11 protein-coding genes are annotated in these 20156 nt (G+C 35.4%); 4 read left to right on the top strand and 7 right to left on the bottom strand.

The window, feature by feature from the left end:
- Positions 1 to 35: 35 nt before the first annotated feature.
- Genes AC1RRN_RS03490 through AC1RRN_RS03475 form a run of 4 tightly spaced genes read left to right on the top strand, consistent with a single transcriptional unit; the run spans position 36 to position 6404 of the window.
- Complete coding sequence (locus AC1RRN_RS03490; protein ID WP_492965971.1) at positions 36 to 1700, top strand: phage tail-like protein; 1665 nt, start codon at positions 36 to 38, stop codon at positions 1698 to 1700.
- Positions 1701 to 1711: 11 nt separating this feature from the next.
- Entirely contained in the window at positions 1712 to 2605 is an 894-nt protein-coding gene (locus AC1RRN_RS03485; RefSeq protein ID WP_492965970.1) for a hypothetical protein, read from the top strand.
- 6 nt (positions 2606 to 2611) lie between these two features.
- On the top strand, positions 2612 to 5134 hold the full coding sequence (locus AC1RRN_RS03480; RefSeq protein WP_492965969.1) for a DUF8696 domain-containing protein: 2523 nt from the start codon (positions 2612 to 2614) through the stop codon (positions 5132 to 5134).
- Positions 5135 to 5162: 28 nt separating this feature from the next.
- Positions 5163 to 6404: a T9SS type B sorting domain-containing protein gene (locus tag AC1RRN_RS03475; RefSeq protein ID WP_492965968.1), complete on the top strand. Its 1242-nt coding sequence runs from the start codon at positions 5163 to 5165 to the stop codon at positions 6402 to 6404.
- 20 nt (positions 6405 to 6424) lie between these two features.
- Here AC1RRN_RS03475 and AC1RRN_RS03470 read toward each other — a convergent pair whose 3' ends face one another.
- From AC1RRN_RS03470 to AC1RRN_RS03440, 7 genes are all read right to left on the bottom strand, one after another.
- Entirely contained in the window at positions 6425 to 8053 is a 1629-nt protein-coding gene (locus tag AC1RRN_RS03470; RefSeq protein WP_492965967.1) for a GH35 family beta-galactosidase, read from the bottom strand.
- 168 nt (positions 8054 to 8221) lie between these two features.
- The gene (locus AC1RRN_RS03465) at positions 8222 to 10426 is read right to left on the bottom strand and encodes an endo-1,4-beta-xylanase (RefSeq protein ID WP_492965966.1); all 2205 of its coding nucleotides are present in this window, start codon (positions 10424 to 10426) and stop codon (positions 8222 to 8224) included.
- A gap of 61 nt (positions 10427 to 10487) precedes the next feature.
- Complete coding sequence (locus AC1RRN_RS03460) at positions 10488 to 11858, bottom strand: glycan-binding surface protein (RefSeq protein WP_492965965.1); 1371 nt, start codon at positions 11856 to 11858, stop codon at positions 10488 to 10490.
- Positions 11859 to 11895: 37 nt separating this feature from the next.
- Positions 11896 to 13527 carry a RagB/SusD family nutrient uptake outer membrane protein gene (locus AC1RRN_RS03455; RefSeq protein WP_492965964.1) on the bottom strand — a complete coding sequence of 544 codons (1632 nt, stop codon included), beginning with the start codon at positions 13525 to 13527 and terminating at the stop codon, positions 11896 to 11898.
- A gap of 12 nt (positions 13528 to 13539) precedes the next feature.
- Positions 13540 to 16704, bottom strand: coding sequence for a SusC/RagA family TonB-linked outer membrane protein (locus AC1RRN_RS03450; protein ID WP_492965963.1), 3165 nt, complete (start codon positions 16702 to 16704; stop codon positions 13540 to 13542).
- 623 nt (positions 16705 to 17327) lie between these two features.
- On the bottom strand, positions 17328 to 18365 hold the full coding sequence (locus AC1RRN_RS03445) for a LacI family DNA-binding transcriptional regulator (RefSeq protein ID WP_492965962.1): 1038 nt from the start codon (positions 18363 to 18365) through the stop codon (positions 17328 to 17330).
- A 159-nt stretch (positions 18366 to 18524) separates the two neighbouring features.
- Positions 18525 to 20126 (bottom strand): Na+/H+ antiporter, encoded by a 1602-nt coding sequence (locus AC1RRN_RS03440; protein WP_492965961.1) that lies wholly within the window; start codon positions 20124 to 20126, stop codon positions 18525 to 18527.
- Positions 20127 to 20156 lie beyond the last annotated feature (30 nt).

Raw genomic sequence — 20156 nt, 5'->3', positions numbered from 1 at the left:
TCAATTACAAACCGTGTTATTAAATTCTAATTGATATGAAAAAAACAATACTTTCATTCAGCTTATTATTTCTATGTTTTATGACCGTGCATGCACAAGTCGGAATAGGAATATCAACTCCAAATCCATCCTCACAATTAGACATTGTTGCTACCAATAAGGGGATTTTAATTCCGAGAGTAGCATTAACCAGCACAACAGATGCAACCACAATTTCAAATGGTAATATAAATAGCCTTTTGGTCTTTAATACTCAAACTGCGGCAGATATTGTACCAGGTTACTACTATTGGTATATAAATAAATGGATTCGGTTGGGTGTTACAGGAAATGTAACGAATTTAATAGATAATGGAGATGGAACTATTACCTATACTAATGAATTAAATATTAAAGAGACCGTTAATATTGCTCAAATTGTTCGTACTTATGAAACTTTAACCTCAGCTACTTTTAATTCGGTGACGGGAATTTTGACTTATATTGATGAGCATAATGTTTCTACAACTCTGAATCTCTCCACCATGATTCCAAATTTCGAGACTTTGACATCAATTTCTCAAAATGTTACAGCCGGAACAATTATGTATGTTGATGAAAAAGGTGTTTCGACTGTTTTGAATATTGCCGCATTAATTAAGCAACATGAAACCCTGACTTCGGCGACTTTCGATAATACAACGGGAATTTTGACTTATATTGATGAGCATAATGTTTCTACAACACTGAATCTCTCCACCATGATTCCGAATTTCGAAACTTTGACTTCAATTTCTCAAAATGTTACAGCCGGAACCATTACTTACGTTGATGAAAAAGGTGTTTCGACTATTTTGAATATTGCCGCATTAATTAAGCAACACGAAACCCTGACTTCGGCGACTTTCGATAATATAACAGGAATTTTGACTTATAATGATGAAGATGGAACAGCAAATACATTGAATTTATCTACCATGATTCCGAATTTTGAAACTTTGACATCAATTTCTCAAGATGTTACTGCCGGAACCATTACGTATGTTGATGAAGATGGAGCTTCAACAGTTTTAAATATTGCGACGTTGATTAAGCAACATGAAACCCTGACTTCGGCTACTTTTGATAATACAACGGGAATTTTGACTTATAACGACGAAGATGGAACAGCTAATACATTGAATTTGTCTAGCATGATTCCGAATTTTGAGACTTTGACATCAATTTCTCAGGATGTTACGGCAGGAACCATTGCGTATGTTGATGAAGATGGAGCTTCAACAGTTTTAGATATTGTGACGTTGATTAAACAACATGAAACCCTGACTTCGGCCACTTTTGATAATACAACGGGAATTTTGACTTATAATGATGAAGATGGAACAGCTAATACATTGAATTTGTCTAGCATGATTCCGAATTTTGAGACTTTGACATCAATTTCTCAAGATGTTACTGCCGGAACGATTACTTATGTTGATGAAAAAGGAGTTTCGACTGTTTTGAATATTGCCGCATTAATTAAGCAACATGAAACATTGACTTCGGCGACTTTCGATAATACAACAGGAATTTTGATTTATAACGACGAAGATGGAACAGCTAATACATTGAATTTGTCTAGCATGATTCCGAATTTTGAGACTTTGACATCAATTTCTCAAGATGTTACTGCCGGAACCATTACGTATGTTGATGAAGATGGAGTTCGACAGTTTTAGATATTTTGACGTTGATTAAACAACATGAAACCCTGACTTCGGCAACTTTTGATAATACAACGGGAATTCTGACTTACAACGACGAAGATGGAACAGCTAATACGTTGAATTTGTCTACCATGATTCCGAATTTTGAGACTTTGACATCAATTTCTCAAGATGTTACCGCCGGAACCATTACGTATGTTGATGAAGATGGAGCTTCAACAGTTTTAGATATTACCGCGTTAATTAATGCTCATACCACAGTTGCAAATACATCATTAATCAATACAGCAACTGTAACAGTAAATGGTGTTACCAGTATTGGTGCACCAATCGTTAATTCAAATACTTTAACTGCTGTAAATGGTAATCTTATTTCTACAGTAAATGGAGTTGCATCAACTCCCGTTATACCCATTTTAACTACAGCAGATAATGGCTTAACGGCAACAAATGGTAATGTTCAATTAGGAGGAGCTTTGATAATACCAACAACTATTACCACTAGTGCTACTAATACACTGGCAGTAACAGGTTTACAAACCGGAGCACTTACAGACAGAGTAGTTGTTACTGATGTAAATGGTGTTTTAAAGAATAGTTCGGGTGCAGGCGTGATGCCTAAATTCTTTTATATGCCGGCCATTACATTTGATACTAGCGTAATCACAACAGGATTAACCAAGAATTTATATCAGGAATATGTCGATCAGTTTGTGAATGTAACGGTAAGAAGTGCTGGTGCTCCTGCTGATATTCCGTATATGCCTGCTAGTACAGATCTTTATTATTATGTCACTTATTTTGATACAACTGTTTTTGCAAATCTAAGCATAGATGCCAGCGGTATTTTAACTTATGATGTTATAGGTTCTGGTACTCCTACCTCTTATCTGAATATCGTATTTGTACTAAAATAGAACATTATGAGAGTCAATTCAACATATCATAAAAAACATCCTTTTAAGAAGTTTGCTTTATTTGCTTTGCTTTCATTACTATCGATGCATCAGGCAAAAGCGCAATTTACTTTTAAAGATGATTTTAAAAAGAATACCGCTCCAGACGTTATTATTGGTGGTATTGGCGGAGTAAATGGTACTGCATACCTTACTTCGGGTATCGACGATCCGTTAGGTGCCGGTTGGTTGCGTCTTACAAAAGCTACAACAAATCAGGGTGGTTACGCTTATGTCAACAAATCATTTCCTTCTACTTTGGGAGTTGTTATGGATTTTGAATATAAAATGTGGAGAAATGTTGCAGATCCTACCTATAATGGTGCAGATGGTATAGGTGTATTTTTATTTGATGCTGCAGATGTCGAAGCTAACGGATTCAGGCTTGGAGCATATGGAGGTGCTTTAGGATATACATCTAATACAGACGAAGGGATTACATATGGATTGAGAGGAGGTTACATTGGTATTGGCTTTGATGCTTTAGGGAATTACGCCAATACTATTTTTGGACCTAAAAATGGTGGTGTAGGAATTCGCCCAAATGCTGTTTCACTTCGTGGTCCTACCAATGATATTGATTTGACACAATCGAACGTTTTTTTAACTGGTGTAACCATTTTAGGCGGACATACTGTTGTACCAATTACTACTCAGGGAAATTGGACAGACAATGAATTAGACTATAATACTACTGTGAGTACAAGACCTGAAGACAATACGTTTTATAGAAGAATTCAAATTGAAATGCAGCCTTCAGGTGGTGGCTATCATATTACAGTACGCTGGAAAACAGATCTGAATAGTGATTTTGTTCAATTAATTGATTATACGACAACATTACCTCCGCCAGATTTGCTTTCTGTAGGTTTTGCTGCTTCTACAGGTGCGGGTGTTAATTTACATGAAGTGCGTAATTTAACGTTGACAACTCCCGGAAATCTAAGAATTACCAAACAAGCAGACAAAAGTTATTTACGAGCTGTTACCTCATCAGGATTGAATCAAATTACCTACTATATTGACGTTGTAAATGACACTCCGGCAGCTTTGCAAAATGTTGATTTTACAGATCTATTAACTGATGGTAACGGAACTCAAATTACACCGTCTATGTTTACTATTACCAATATTTCGCATACCGGTTTTTTGGTTGGGACAAATTTGCCCACAACTTCTGCCGTAAATCAATTTACGGGAACTTTGAATATGGCAGCCAATAGTACAGGCCGAATCATAATTACCGGTGAGTTAGGGGTAAATCAAATTCCGGCTGGAAATTTAATTACAAATAAAGCAACCGTATCTCCAACAGATATAACAGATGAAGATCTGGGAAATAATACAGCCGAAGTTACTGTTCCTGTTCTTGCTGAAGACGTTGACTTAATTCCCGTTGAGGAATCAAACAATTTATGTGTTACCGGAGCCAATCAATTTAAGCTTCGTGTTGCTAATATTGGAACAACATCCGCAACTTACAGAAGAATAGGAACAACAGGACGCCGCATTGTAGTTACAAAAGTTATTCCGGTAGGATTTACTTATGATGACAGTGCAACTCCCGGTGGTTTTGATAACACAGGAGTATCTACTACAGCAAGATGGTCAAGATTTGAAACTCTTAATTCTCCTTCCATAGGTCAGACTACTTATACTTATGTAGCGAGATTTCCTATTGCAGACAGCGATCAGACATTAGCTGGCTTGGGAACTATCTACGAAACAGATTATCCCATCACCTACTCGATTACGCCACCTATTGGCACAACGTCATATGTAAACTCAGCTACCGTTTCTTATAATGACGTTTGTGCTGTAAATCCTGATGATTGTTATACGGGTGCTAATCTTGAACTTTTAACGCCAACAGATAATACTGTCAACAATACAATTTCAGAAACATTACATACTGTTCCTGTTGCTCCTTCGGCCACAACAACACTTGAGTATTGTCAGGATGCACCGGCTGTACCATTAACGGCTACAGCAGAACCTGGGAATACTTTGTTATGGTACACGGCTTTAAATGGATCTTCCTCTACAATAGCCCCAGTTCCTTTAACAGATCAACCAGGAACTTTTGAATATTATGTAAGTCAGGAAAATGGATCGTGCGAAAGCCCAAAAACACAAATTACCGTTACAATATTAGAGCTACCAACAAGTGGAGGAATTACAGCTTCTCAAACCGTTTGTAATGGCCAATTGCCTGGTCTGATAAATTCTGCTTCGGCAGGTACAGGAGTAAATGTAACTTATAGATGGGAATCTTCGCTAGATGGACTTAGCTGGACAACAATTGCAGGAGCTGCTAATTCCTTTTATCAGCCGCCGGCACAAACTGAAACACATCAATACCGTCGTATATCACAGTCTAATTATCCGGGAGGTAAAATTTGCGAATCTGTTCCAACTAATGTTTCTGTAGTGACAGCAAAAAGATGCGAGGTAGTTTCAAACCCAATGGTTCGTCAACGAGTTAAGTGAGAATAATTAATTCAGAAAAGAAATAAAAATGAAAACGAAGATTCTTATATTGCTATTTCTGCTTTTGATTAAAATGTCATTTGCACAAAATGCCCAAACCGTAAATGAAGGTTTACTACATGTAAATCCGAATACCCTGGTAAGTGTGGAATGGAATTTTGACAATAAAAATACCGGTGATTATGAAAATAATGGTGAAGTAATTTTTAAAGGGAATTACAACAATGATGGTATTACTACTTTTGATCCACAATTTCAGGGATTTACCCGTTTTGAAGGCTTTCAGAATCAAGAAATTAAAGGAACTAAACCATCTGATTTTTTTGATGTACTTTTTAATAATGTAAATCCACAACCTGCTTTTCGATTATACAGTGCTATTTATATCAGTGGTGATGCTGATTTTAATCGGGGCATTGTACAGTCTGATGATTTTGGAGGAAGTATGACTTTTGAAAGAAACGCTACACATACTCACACTTCAAATACCAGTCATGTTGATGGTGAAGTAACTAAAAACGGTAACGAAGGTTTTCTGTATCCAATTGGAGATAAAGGCTTTTTTAGATATGCTGCCATTTCTCCTTCTGGTGATAATAATAGCAGTTTTAATGGACATTATCTTTTTGAAAATTCTAATAGCATTTATCCTCACGATAAAAAAGATGCTACAATCATAGATATTATTGATGATAAAGAATATTGGACCCTCAACAAAAATAGCAGTACAACCGATATTCTTCTGACCCTAAGCTGGAATGAAGCTACTACGCCGGCCGCGATTATTGCATCTCCGCAAGATGTTATTCATATTGTACGATGGGATACTACCAAACAATTATGGGTAGATGAGGGTGGTGTTGTGAATGCCAATGAAAAAACGGTTACTTCTATTACTTCTGTTTCCGGTTATGGCGTATTTACATTAGCACGGGTAAAAAGTAATGCCGATGATGATGTCGAAATCTTTGATGCAATTAGTCCAAACGATGATGATAAAAATGATTATTTCTATATTAAAAACATCACAAAATATCCGGATAACAGGGTTCAGATTTTTAATCGTTGGGGTATAAAAGTTTTTGATACTTCCAATTATGATTCAAATGGAAATGTCTTTAGAGGTTATTCTGATGGAAGAGCGACTATAAGCCCTGACAATTTACTTCCAAACGGAACATACTTTTACATTGTGCAATACACAAAAACAACAAACGAAATATCCAATACCATTAAAAAAGCCGGCTATTTATATTTAAGTAGAAATTAATACTGTCATAAAATTTAAAATCATTCATAAGTATACAACTGAACTTTCTGAATTTCATAATCATCAACTGCAATTCTCACATGCCTTCCCTGATGTGTCTGGTCGCCATTGAAATGACGGAAAATTTTCCAGCTATTATTTTCAAAAGTTCCCTGATCGACTTTTAAGATTCCGGCGTTAAGCGACTTATTTCTTAAAGGTTTAAATGTGACTACAATTCCGGAACCGGCAATATAGAATTCGTTTGGCGCAATTTCAATTATAATAGCGCTTGTCATGGGCCATGTTTCTTCTTTGGCGCCATCAGACCAGTTTAACGTATAATCGTGTTTAAATGTAAATTCGTAATCGCCTAACTGAATAATTTGTGACGGATTTTCTTTGTCTAATAAAACACCATCCATTTTTCCTAATCCTTTATTGGCTTCTATAACAGGAGTTAATTGTCTGACCAAATCATATATTTTTCCAAGAGGTTCTTTTTTCGCATCTGCAACTGATTCAATAGAAAAAGGAGAAAAGCCAATCGCTTCATAATGACCAATCGAATATAATCCCTTAAATGGAGCTGTTGCATCGAATTTATGTTCCGGAATAAACAACGGATCGCCCTGACGTGTAAATAAATCGTTCCAATGTTTAAATAACGGATTATAAAAATCTGGCGAAAGAAAATCAACAGTATTTCCGGCGGCTTTCCAGACATCCATAATGTGAGGCAAAGGTCCGGCACTCGGATATTCTCCCGGCTTTTTTTCTGGAGCATTCAAAGCTGCATTTACAAACATCGGAATGGCATATTTTTCTTTTCCAGACTGTGCTACTTTGTTGGTGAATTTTGCAAAATACCATGACATAAAAATTTCATCAGTTTGAAGACTTTTTCCAAAAATTGTTTCCCAATTTCCTTTTGTTTTAAAGCCATTTTTCTTCCATACTTCTAAAAATTCAGGAACTAATTTTTCTTTATTCTTTTGCATGTATTGCACTAATTCTACAGGCACATCTTTATTGAAAGCCTCATTTGCCAACGGACCATAATCTCTCGCAGTAGGCAACATTCCGATTTCATTTTCAACCTGAATCATAATTACAGTTTGCTCCTTTTGATCAAAATCTCTAATGTGAGCCATCAGTTTCTGAAAAGCATTCAAATCAGCCTGAAGATTATTTTCACTAAAAGGTGTTAGTATTTCATGGCTTTTATTTTTATCGTCTTTTACCCAGGGATATTTCTTCTGATTTAATTTTACCCAGGCCGGCGCATGACTTGACATACTGTTTTTCCAGGATCCAAACCAAAGAAAAACTATTTTTAAATCCTCTTTTCGGGCACGCAGGATTAAATCATCTACTAAAGAAAAATCAAATTTGCCTTCCTCCTTTTCAATCAATTCCCAATAAATTGGCGTTAAGACTGTATTGAGATTCATGTCCTTTAGTTTAGGCCAAATATGCTCCATGCTTTCCATAGTCGTCGCTGAAGAATTTCCTAATTCTCCACCCAAAACAAGAAACGGTTGTTCGTTCACCATCAATTGGGTCTTATTTCCTTTTTTTTGAAGATGTGGTATTTTTTCCTGGCTGAAGCCGAATTGCGTTACCATTATTACCAGTAAAAAAAATCTCGTTTTTAGAAAATCAAACATGTTTTTTTATTTTTAATATTAAAATAAATTTAAACCACTAATTGCACAAATTAGCACGAATTGATTTGTGCTAATTTGTGCAATTAGTGGCAAAAAAATAAGAAATAAATAATCCATATTATAAAACCAAAGCTGGCTTTATAATATGGATTAAGGCAAAAAGGGTTTTTATTTTTTCACTAATTCGCCTGAAAAATCTTTACTAACATCTTTACCTGCAAGACCGTCAGCAGCTCCTTTGTAAGCATGTTTACGAACATAATTAGCATCCCAAAGGTTTGGAGATTCGTTTGGAAGCCAGTTTTCATGTTCTTTCACACTATCAGAAAGCCCCCAAATGGTTATTCCGTATTGTTGTGCTGCCGGAATATGTTTTTTATACATATCGATCACATACTGATACATTTCTGCCTGAGAAGCTTGTTGTGCTACTGTTGGCGCATTTGTTCCTAATCTGATATCCAATTCAGAAATTTTAATCAATTTTCCGCTGGCAGCTAATTTTTGGAACATCTGAACAATTTTATCTTTATCAGTAGTCAATGAAATGTGCATTTGAGTTCCGATACCATCAATAGTAGCGCCTTTGCTTTCAATGTATTTCACATATTCGATTAAACCATCACACTTGTCTAATCTTGACTCCAGATTATAGTCATTTATGAAAAGTTTGTCTGTTGTATTTCCGTATTGACGCGCTAATTTAAAAGCTGTTACAGCATAATCTTTTCCAAGATATTTTGCCCATGAAAAATAATCTGTTGCTGTATCACCTTCGTTTCCGTTTCTTAATGTTCCGTCTTCTTTCATTGGTTCATTAACCACATCCCACGCAAAAACACTTGTTTTATAATGTGTCATCATTTTAGAAATCCAATCCTGCATTGCATTACCAATAATAACTGTTTTTTCAGCATCTGTTTTATCAATATTCACCGGAGGAGTTGCGCCACCACTTGACGTTCCATCAGAAACCACCACATTATCAATATAATATGTTCCTGCAGCGCCGCCCAAGTCAAAATTTAAACCCGTTTCAGTGCCATTTCCTTTAAACTTCCATTCTACTAATTTCCATGTTGGAGAAGTAGCCTGATCTCCCTGATAATGTGCTGTTGCTCCGGTTGTAGAACAACGAACAGATCCTGCTGCCTCTGAACGAATCATATATGAAATCGTATAATCTTTATCTAAAGTCATTACACTTGTAAAATCGGCATGAATTTGTGTTTTCCATTGGTTCGCAGCATCACTTGTTGCATTCACTACTTTCATTGCGCCGTTTCCTTCATAAGCATTTGCCGCCCCGGCAAGACTCAAAACGCTAGGTCCGGAAGGATTGTATTGGGCCCATCCTGTAAGATCTGTGTTAAATTTACCATTAGCAACCAAATTACTAACTCCTACAGGCGCATCCAGATCAACAACAGCAAAGGTATTCACATCAATTAAATACGTCACATTTGGTAAATAACCTAAATCAAGATTAAACTGAAAATTAGTACTTCCGGCTTTAAAATCACCTGGAGCCAATTTAATTTTCACTTGTTGCCATTGTGAAGTAGTTGCAAAAGCTTCAACCCATGATCCTCCGGTATTGTACCAATCTTTATATGGATATTGGTTCGTTAATGTTGAACCAAAAGAAAGACGTCCCTTACCTGCTACATCAGATTTGATATAAAATGAAATTTCATAATTGTGATTAGCAACAATAGGAACGTTTGGTGATGTCAACTGCAAATTATAAGGTTGCGATGAAGTGGTGCTTGAAGCTAACTGAATTGCTTGTGATGTACTGGTCAAGCCAGCGTTTGCCACAACAGCAATCCCTTTTCCAGGATTATTTCTAGACCAGTTTGCGAATGTTCCCGCTTTTAAACCGGCAATATCAAGTGTATTTGTTCCGCTTGAACCCGGAATTACTGTTGGAGCAATAATACTATTCAAATAACTTGCGTTTTGGTTGGAATGCCAAACCAAAGTATGACCGAAAACTTTTAAACCACCTGATTTTGTTGCGGCAATAAAAGCATCCATCGTAGTAAAGTTGATTTCACCTTTCGAATTTACCATTGCACCATGTTTCATGTGATATCCAGGCGTTACTTCGTCAAAGTTTTCGTTAACTAATTTTCGATAAGCAGCATCGCTCATGTATAAATCAGCTCCAATTCCGTTTCCTAAAACAAAATTTGTATAGGTTTTTAATGGTTCATATCGGCCAATTTTTTCAACCAGTTCTAAAGGCAATTCTGCTCCGGTTATGGCACCATGTTCCGGATCTTTTTCCCATTCCATTAAATTATCATCGCATGATGACAAAATCATTAATGAGGAAGCAATTATTGGAATTATATATTTGTATTTCATTTTGTTCTATTTTTTAAATTATATGATTATCACTCTTATATGAATCTATTTCAGATCGATATTAGTTAGGGAAATCATTATAAGTTGGTGTATTTAATGAAACGATTCTCCAGTTATCCGTATAAACTTTTACAGAAGTTGCTTTTGAAGGAAACTCCACAGCACTGTCAGTTCCTGTGACATCCTTCAATTTAATATCTGAGTTTTCAAAATAAATACCAAAATTCTGGTAGGTTGCAGCTTCGCGATAGGCCAAAACAGTTTCGAATGTAAAAGCTTCTTTAGACCATGCATAAAATTTATTTAACGGAATCGTAACTGTTGTCCATCCGGTAGTTTGAAAAGCAACTGATTTTCCGTCTACAATCCAAGGCACGAAATTATAAACTGCACCTGCCCATTCTCCACCATTAAAATTATTGATGGTACATATTTTTAAGAATCCTGAATCTTTCCAGGCATCTGGTACATAAATATCAAACTGAAATGCTACTTTATCCAATGGCGTATTTGCCGGAATATAAGGTGTTAATTGTGCTCTCCAGTTGTCAACGCCATTTCCTGCTGTCCAAACTTCAGTACAACGATTTTTGGCAGCATCAAAAGAAGCGATACGAGCCGGGCGATGCGGAACATATTTTCCTTGTGAAATAGTACCGGTTCCGATTGCTGTTGTCTGTAGATCTTCTGGCTGAATCATACTTGTCGAAGTTCCCCAATAACCGTGAGATCCGCTTCCGTCAAAATTCAATAAAAGACCTTTTTTAAAGTTAAAGTAAGCCGGAGAATAAGCACCTCCGTTTGAACCCTCAACAAATAAAGAACCTCCAATATCTGAAACTCCGTTTGGCATTACAACGGTAAAAAATTCTCCGTCAGGATCTGATGTAATTCCGCTTGTTACTTGTACATTTCCAGGGAAAACTACTTTTGCAATTTCAGTCAAACCAGTACCGACAACTGTAAATCTTTCACCCGGATTAGGCATTGTGTTCGACATACCGCTAATAGTTGGTCTTGAAGCACGAATCTGGAAAGGAAATACCGTTTCAGTATTATCATTTACAAAACGAATTGTATTTCTCTCAGCCGGATCTGCTTCTATTGTTGGTGTATCACCAGAAATAGTCAGTATGATCGAATTATCAGATACAAAAACGAGATTAATATAAGTTGAATAACCGTTGATGTACACTTTTTTAAGTCCGGTAAATCCAGAACCTTCAATTCTAATCGTTTGTCCTAATCGTACAAAACTAACCTCTCTGTCCTGGACAGTTGAATTTACATCTTCCAGAAATACTTTGCTTATTACTATTGATTTACTTGCCGAATCACTATTATCGCAAGAGGTAAACAGCAATGCGCAGCACATCATACCCAGAAATGCTATGGGTGCCCAATATTTTTTATTTAATATATATTGCTTCATATTGATCAATCTTTTTAAATTATTATTTTTCATAATATTAGAACAAGTCTTTTATTTTTTCCTCTTTAAACTCATAAGGAACAGGATTTTCCCTTAACAAAGGATTTTGAACTAATTCAGATTCCGGATAAGGCATAAGAAAAATAGTAGCATCAATTACTCCAATAGAACGAGTACTGTTGCTTTTTGTAGCATCAATTGTTACTTTGTTTGTTGTATTGTCATACAGAATTGGTACTATCGTTCCTCTATTCTGACTTGTTACATAATTGATAACTTCTTGTTGTTTGTAATACGATCTGCGAATCAAATCATACCAATATTGTCCTTCCATACACAACTCCACTCTTCTTTCGTGAATAATATCAGCATAAGTCAATGTTGTTTTAGCATTAAGTCCTGCACGGGCACGAAGTATGTTTATTGCTGCTAAAGCTCCACCATCGGCAGTTGTAGCACTATTTCCTAAAGCTGCTTCTGCATAATTTAAATATACTTCGCCTAAACGCAGCATGTAAGTATTTAAACCTGAGTTCATACGAGATGTCTTAGAATTGTCTTTTGTTGAACCAACAACTCCTTTTTTAACGGTAAGAAAATCATTTGTGTGATCAACAGTATAGCCTCCATTAGATTTATTGATTTCAGGGTAAACATCATTATCAGCCATCCAGGTTGCTTTTCGGCGTTTATCTGTTGTCTCATATTCCTGCAAAACATTGTAAGAAGCTCTTGTCCAATAACCCCATCCGGTATCATCTCCTGTAATATCAGAACCTAATGCAAAATAAGCTTGTTGTGTATTTGTTACACCGTAATCTCCGTTTGGTACCCATTGTAAGGCAAACATTGATTCTGGATTGTTGTTGTTCTCTATTTTAAATAGATCATCATAATTAGCTGCCAATTTATAAGGTCCTGAAACAATTACTTTTTCGGCTGCTTTTTTAGCTAAGTCAAGATATTCCTGTTTTCTTGTTCCACTATTCGGATTATCACTTAAACCAGAAAATGACAAGTACACACGAGATAACATTCCGTAAGCGCTATATTTTGTCAATCTTCCCGCCTGACCTGCAGTTTCCGGAAGATATTTTGCTGCATATTCTAAATCGCGAATAGCAAATTCATAAACATCTTTTACCGGACTTTTATTCACAATCGGATTTTTAACCAATTCTCTAGGGTCAGTTGTAATAATTACATCTCCCCAAAGTGAAGCTAAATACCAATAAGCTGTACCTCTCATAAAACGGGCTTCGGCAATATATTTATTCTTAACAGTAGCACTAACTTCACTATCAGAAATACCTATAATGACGTTATTCGATTGTTGTACTACATTATACAAAGATCCCCAGGCAGAAACCAAAGGTCCTGTCAATCCGGTTTCAGACAAATCTGTAAACGGATAAATATAATCTGAATACGGTGCGTATAAGTTATCTGAACGTCCGTCTCCTAAACCGTAATAGAATTTATCATTAAAATCGAACCAGACTTTATTGTATAATGGTCCCGTTGCCGCCTGAAAATCGGCTTCTGTTTTATAAAAGTTCTCTTTCGTAATCTGATCGTTTGGCTCAACCTCTAAAAGATCACTACAACTAGTCCAAACAAATGGCAATGCGATCATAAGAACCGAGTAAAATATTTTTTTTGTTTTCATAGTTTGCAAAAATTAGAAATTAACATTTAATCCAAGAGTAGTAACCATTGGCGATGGATAACGTCCGTTATCAATACCAGTTAACAGCGCATCCTGATTAAGAGATCCGACTTCAGGATCGTAACCTTTGTATTTTGTGAATGTTAATACGTTTTGAGCGTTTGAGTATACTTTGATGTTAGAAATACCGTATTTAGAGTATAATGATTTTGGCAGATTGTAACCAATTGAGATATTCTTAACTCTTACATAAGAAGCATCTTCAATAAATCTGTCGCTAAAACGATAATTCGAAGCCGAAGCTGCAGATGAAGCTGCAATTCTTGGCATATAAGGATCTCCACCAACAATTTGTACATTACGATAATCATTTGGTCCCGTTGGGTCGATTAATCCTAATTGTGCATATCCTAAAGCTGATGATAATAAATTAGTGTTTTCACGTGGGTTTTCTAACCAGCGTCTTTGGTAATTTGCTACATCATTTCCATAAGAACCTGTTAGCAAAATACTAACATCAAATCCTTTGAAAGAGAATGTATTAGTCAAACCAAAAGTAATATCCGGATTTGGGTTTCCAATATAATCACGGTCTTTCTCGTTGATCACACCATCATTATTAATATCTTTAAAAATATAATCTCCAATCCACACACCATTTTCTCCTATAGCCATTCCTTCTGGCAGAGCTGTTGGTTTTACTGTTCCGGCTGCATCTTTATAATAAAAATCAGTAGCTTTTTCAAAACGGCCAATTACTTTATAACCATAAAACTGACCAATAGCCTGATCTACTGCTGTACGGGTCACAATTGTTACATCAGAACCTTGTTGAAGCGATTTATTTAAGATTCCGGTTTCTGTATTAAGCGCCAATACTTTACTTCTATTCATCGACATATTAAAATTAGATCTCCAGGTGAAGTCTTTTCTGTCCATGTTTAAAGTATTCAATGTAAGCTCAAGTCCTTTGTTTTCAAGAGAACCTATGTTTACCCAAGGAGCAGAAGTTGATCCTTGACCCGTTGTTCCTACATAAGCCGGAAGTGGTAATTGTAATAACAAATTGTTTGTTTTTTTATAGTAAACATCGGCAACAAGTTCAATTCTGTTGTCTAAGAAACTAATATCAAGACCTAAATTGCTTGAACTTGTTGTTTCCCACTGTAAATCCTTATTTGCTGTATTTGCTGCCAATAATCCTGTTCCCCAATTTGTTGCAGAAGCATTGTAAGTCGAAGTATAGGCATAGTTAGGTACATTTTGTCCACCAACTTCTCCCCAACCTAAACGCAATTTCATATTGCTGATTACTCTGCTATCTTTTAGGAAATTTTCATTGGAAACTTTCCAGGCCAAAGCCGCAGACGGAAACCATCCCCATTGATTGTCTTTGTAAAATTTAGAAGAACCATCTCTTCTGATTGTGGCAGTCAATAAATATTTATCATTGAAAGAATACTGTAATCTGCTGAAGTAAGAGCTAAGCGCACTAGTATTACTTCCGTTAGAGTTTTTAGCTGTTGTAGCATCTCCTGCATTCAAATCTGTTGCACCATTTGTTAGATATCCTGATCTGTATCCATAAAGGTTTTCCCAGTTTGATTCCTGCATCTCCTGACCTAACAAAACAGTCACTTTATGATTTCCAAAACTTTTATCATAAGTTAAAACATTATTCCAACTCCAGAATTCGCTATTAGATTTTGTTCTTGATCCTTCTCTAACCTCGTTTACAAGTGCTCCAAAAGTATAAGATGGATTAAAAGTATAATTGTTTGCAAAACCATAGTCTAATGAATAGGTAGTTTTGAATTTAAGATCTTTTGTGAAACCAATCTCAGCATATGCATTAGCTCTCATTCCGTAATTTCTATTATGATTGTCTTTGATTGAAGCCAAGCCAATAGGGTTGTTTTGAACAAATTCTTTTGTATCCGGACCATCAAATGTACCATCAGCGTTACGTACTGCAACGTTTGGTGTTTGTTTAAGTGCCGTTAAGATTAAAGCATCATCCTGAACTGTAGTAGTTTGATTGGTTTTGCTCAAGGCGAAATTTACTCCCACTTTCAAAAAGCTTTTCACTTGAGAATCAATAACTCCTCTAAGATTAAAACGGTCAAAACCTGATCCGATTGCGATACCTTCCTGATCTAAGTAACCCATTCCCAAAGCATAAGTCGTATTGTCTGAACCACCAGAAGCTGATAAATTATAGCTTTGCATCAAAGCGGTATCAAATAATTCTTTTTGCCAGTCTGTTCCTTCTCCCAATAAATCAGGTCTGATGAAGTAATTATCACGTTGTACTATTCCTAAGTCAGAACGAGTATTTTTTAATGTTCCATATTCTTTCAGATTTAATAAATCCAAATGTTTTGGTATTTCTTGCCAACCTACATAACTGTCAAAATTAAGAACCATCTCGCCTTTCTTTCCGCGTTTTGTAGTAATCATAATAACTCCGTTTGCCGCTCTTGAACCATAAATCGCAGTTGCTGAAGCATCTTTCAAAATATCCATCGAAACGATATCGGCCGGATTGATATTCGCAAGTGGATTTGTATTTACAGAACTTGTCGATCCGTCTATAATAACACCGTCGATTACAAAAATAGGTTCGTTTGATCCGTTTAAGGAACTTATACCACGAATACGAATCGAAGAACTTGAACCAGGTGCACCACTATTTGATTGAATTTGAACACCCGCTGCACGACCTTGCAAAACCTGATCTATTGTCGTCGCAACTGATTGCTGAACGGCTGCGCTGGTAACAGTAGAAACAGCTCCGGTTAAATCTGATCTTTTCATTGTGCCATATCCTACGACTACAACTTCTTTTAAACTGCTTACATCTTCTTCAAGTGTTACGTTAATCTGACTTTTATTACTTACTGGTACTTCTTGTGTTCTGTAGCCAATAAAGCTAAAAACTAAAACTGCATTTGGTGCCGTCTTAATTGAATAAGTACCATCAAAATTTGTAGCTGCACTAATATTAGTTCCTTTTACAATAATATTAACACCTGGTATTGGTCCGCTATTATCCGAAACTGTTCCTGATACAGTTGTCTGGGCATTTACCGAAGCAGAAAATACAAACAACAGGATCATGAAACCCAAATTCTTAAAGTATTTTGATTTGCTTTTAGTAATTAAAAAGTTAGTCATAAAATGATTGGTTTAATTAGTTAATATAGGGTTGAGTTAGTTTTTTATAAAGGCTGATAATTTTTCTGTTTCTCTTTAAAAACGAATCAATATTTAACCTTTATAAAAACAAATATATATAAATTACAACAACACACAACCGGTTGTTTAAATTTTTTATTTTAATTTATTAAAAAATTACGTTTAAAAAAATCATATTAATATTTTTAATCACAAAATATTGTGTAATTGATAAAATTGAGATTCCAAACAACGAAAACGTTATAGATAAAAAGAAAGATCTTTAATTTATTTGAAAAAAACATAAAAAACGTTTGTTGAAATATTTTTCAGAATTTAATTTCGCTTTAAAAATAAATTCAAATAATTCATACAAAATAACGTGTTGAATAATTACGTCAGTTAAAGACATTCTTGATTTGAAGAAAAAACAGAAGGCTTATAGGAGAAATAATAGGGAAAGGTTATACGAAAACAATCGGTTGCTTGTAAAACTAAAAAAACTCCTTTCAATTAAGCCTGAAAGGAGTTTTTTATTATAAATCGTTACTGTTGTTTTTTTATTTCTTTTAAAGAAAAACGTAAGCATTTAATTTAAAATGAAATAATCTAACTCAATAACATTAAATTTCTTTTCTTTTTGAAGATTCACGAACCAACACTTCTGTATTTAAGAAAGCAATTTCCTGTACATCTTCATTTTTAGCCGATTTTAGATTCTTTATGATAATGTCAGCAGCAGCTTTTCCCATTTTTTCGGCAGGATGGGTTATGGTCGATAAATTAGGATCTATAATTTGAGAAATAGGGTCATTATTAAAACCGATAATTGCAATATCTTCCGGTACTTTTATTCCTCTTTTCTTGGCTGTTTGTACCGCACTGACTGCAATAATATCTCCTGAAGCAAAAAGTCCGTCAGGAAGTGGCTTTACATCAAACAATTTGTTGCTTGCTTTTACCCCTTCTTCATAAGTAACGGCTTTCAAATCAATAATCAATTCCTCATCAACAGGTAAATTATGATCTCTTAAGGCTTCAACATAGCCTCTTTTTCTTTCATTATACAAATTACCGAATTCTGAGCCCGCGGTTAAATGTGCAATACGAAGACAACCTTGTTCTATAAGATGTTTGGTCGCTTTGTAACCCGCAGAATAATTATCAATTACAACCCTGAAAGTATTATAATCCTTAGGAACCCTGTCAACAAATACCAGCGGAATATTATTGTTTGAAAATTGCTGAAAATGCGAAGTATCTCTGGTTTCCATCGCAAGCGAACAAATAACACCGCTTACACGGTTGCTGTACAAGGATTTAGCCATATTAACTTCTTCATGATAAGAGTCATGCGATTGCATAATAATTACAGAATAGTCCGATTTTTGAGCCGTAATTTCGATACCGCTAATCAAAGAAGACAAAAAGGGTTGTGTAACCGTTGGTATGAGTACACCAATTGTTTTTGTTTTATTTCCACGCAAACCTGCGGCAAGGGTATTGGGTACAAATCCCATTTCTTTTGCGGCCTTTTTAACTTTCTTTATCGTTTTATCACTTATAGAGTGATGATCCTTTAAAGCTCTTGAAATTGTTGAGGTTGCCAGGTTTAGCTTCTCTGCAATATCATAGATCGTTACGTGTTTATTTTCTTCCATGAATTAAATATATAAAATGTAAATATAAGTTATTTTACAACAAGTACATTTCTCTAAATTAAGCTCTCGATTTTAAATCTAAAGATGCAAAACCCGATATTCCATTCTTATAACAATCTAATTATCAAATTGTCTTATTAACTAATTATGTAATTCATCTCAGTCCTCATACATTTCCATCCAAAGACGGGTTTCTTCAAGATCAAGTTCTTTTTCTATTTTTCGAAAAATTTCTTCATTCACTGATCCTTGTTTGTGCATAAATTCGAGTTTTGCCCGCTCAATATTCAACAAATCTATCTGAAGTTTAGTAAACTCATTAAAAATCTCCCCTCCCATTATTTTCCCTTTTCCAAAAAAATTAGCCGGAAGCTCTGTTTTCTGCAAACGATTAAACTTCACTTCATATTTACTTTTGATATTATGAAGTAAATCGTCGTTAAGCAGTGAAAAATTATCTTCAATATGAGCAATTGTCTCAGAAACAATAATATTTCTGATCTCATATTCTTCGGCAATAATAGAATAAGGTTGTAGTTTTAATTTTTTGATAAGCCACGGAAGTGTTAATCCCTGAATGACCAATGTTGAAAGAATTACACAGAAAACCAAATAAATAATAAGATTCCGTAAAGGAAAAGCTTCTTTTTCATTCATCATTAATGGCAATGCCAAAGCGGCCGCCATTGAAACGACACCGCGCATCCCGGACCAGCCAAAAATGATCATGTTCCGATAATCAAATTCTTCTTTTTGTTTATTTTTTTTGCTTAAGTACTTCTGTAATAATGTTGACGGAATTACCCATAGAAAACGGACTAAAATAACAACTACACTAACACTAGCTCCCCATATAAACAAAGAATTGCCTGAATAATTACTTATTCCGGTAATAATATGACGAAGCTGCAAACCAATTAATATAAAGATAAGACCATTTAAAATATTAGTCAAAATACTCCAGATAGTTACTGCCATAATGCGGCTTTCATGCGTAAAGATACTGCCCGATCTTGCCGAAAGATAAAGTCCGGTCGTTACTACCGCAAGAACACCGGAACATTCAAAATGTTCTGCAATTAAATAGGATGCAAAAGGCGTTAAAAGAGTTAATGTTGCTTCAATAATATCATCGCACACAAATTTTTTATGGACAACACTCATTACAAAACCTACGACTAAACCAATGGCAATACCAAGCGTCGACATAATAAAGAAATTCAATCCAGCCTCCCAAAGCACAAAATTTCCGGCAAGAATTGCTGCTAATGCATACTTATATGCTACTAGCCCGCTGGCGTCATTGAGCAAACTTTCGCCTTCGAGAAGCGCAATAAGACGAGGATGCAGGCCAAGACCTTTTGTAATGGAAGTTGCCGAAACTGCATCAGGAGGCGAAACAATTGCACCAAGCAAAAAGGCCAAAGGCCATGACATATCATCTATCAGCCAGTGCGCTGCAAAGGCAACCGCTATAGTTGTAAACAAAACAAGACCAACAGCTGCAAGTGTAATAGGACGAATCGTTTTTTTAAATTCATACCAACTTGTATACCAGGCGGCATAATATAAAAGAGGTGGCAAAAAAATAATAAAAACAACTTCCGGATTCAGGGCAATAACCGGAAGCCCGGGAATAATACTGATTACAACACCGCAAAGTACCAACACAATTGGAATTGGAAAATTGTATCTTTTGCTAATCAGGCTAAGAAAAGCAACTCCAAATAGTAACATAATAATTACTGTGATATTTTCCATTTACTGATGTTTATTGATTTTTGAGTTATA

The sequence above is a fragment of the Flavobacterium sp. GW821-FHT11G01 genome, from assembly GCF_058808175.1.
The sequence above is the reverse complement of the archived record's forward strand: the minus strand, read 5'-3'. Positions and strand labels throughout refer to the sequence as shown.

Coding starts and splice junctions, on each gene's coding strand:
- AC1RRN_RS03460 (WP_492965965.1), bottom strand. CDS start 11,858: ATGAAGCAATATATATTAAATAAAAAATATTGGGCACCCATAGCATTT.
- AC1RRN_RS03440 (WP_492965961.1), bottom strand. CDS start 20,126: ATGGAAAATATCACAGTAATTATTATGTTACTATTTGGAGTTGCTTTT.
- AC1RRN_RS03445 (WP_492965962.1), bottom strand. CDS start 18,365: ATGGAAGAAAATAAACACGTAACGATCTATGATATTGCAGAGAAGCTA.
- AC1RRN_RS03470 (WP_492965967.1), bottom strand. CDS start 8,053: ATGTTTGATTTTCTAAAAACGAGATTTTTTTTACTGGTAATAATGGTA.
- AC1RRN_RS03455 (WP_492965964.1), bottom strand. CDS start 13,527: ATGAAAACAAAAAAAATATTTTACTCGGTTCTTATGATCGCATTGCCA.
- AC1RRN_RS03480 (WP_492965969.1), top strand. CDS start 2,612: ATGAGAGTCAATTCAACATATCATAAAAAACATCCTTTTAAGAAGTTT.
- AC1RRN_RS03475 (WP_492965968.1), top strand. CDS start 5,163: ATGAAAACGAAGATTCTTATATTGCTATTTCTGCTTTTGATTAAAATG.
- AC1RRN_RS03465 (WP_492965966.1), bottom strand. CDS start 10,426: ATGAAATACAAATATATAATTCCAATAATTGCTTCCTCATTAATGATT.
- AC1RRN_RS03450 (WP_492965963.1), bottom strand. CDS start 16,704: ATGACTAACTTTTTAATTACTAAAAGCAAATCAAAATACTTTAAGAAT.
- AC1RRN_RS03490 (WP_492965971.1), top strand. CDS start 36: ATGAAAAAAACAATACTTTCATTCAGCTTATTATTTCTATGTTTTATG.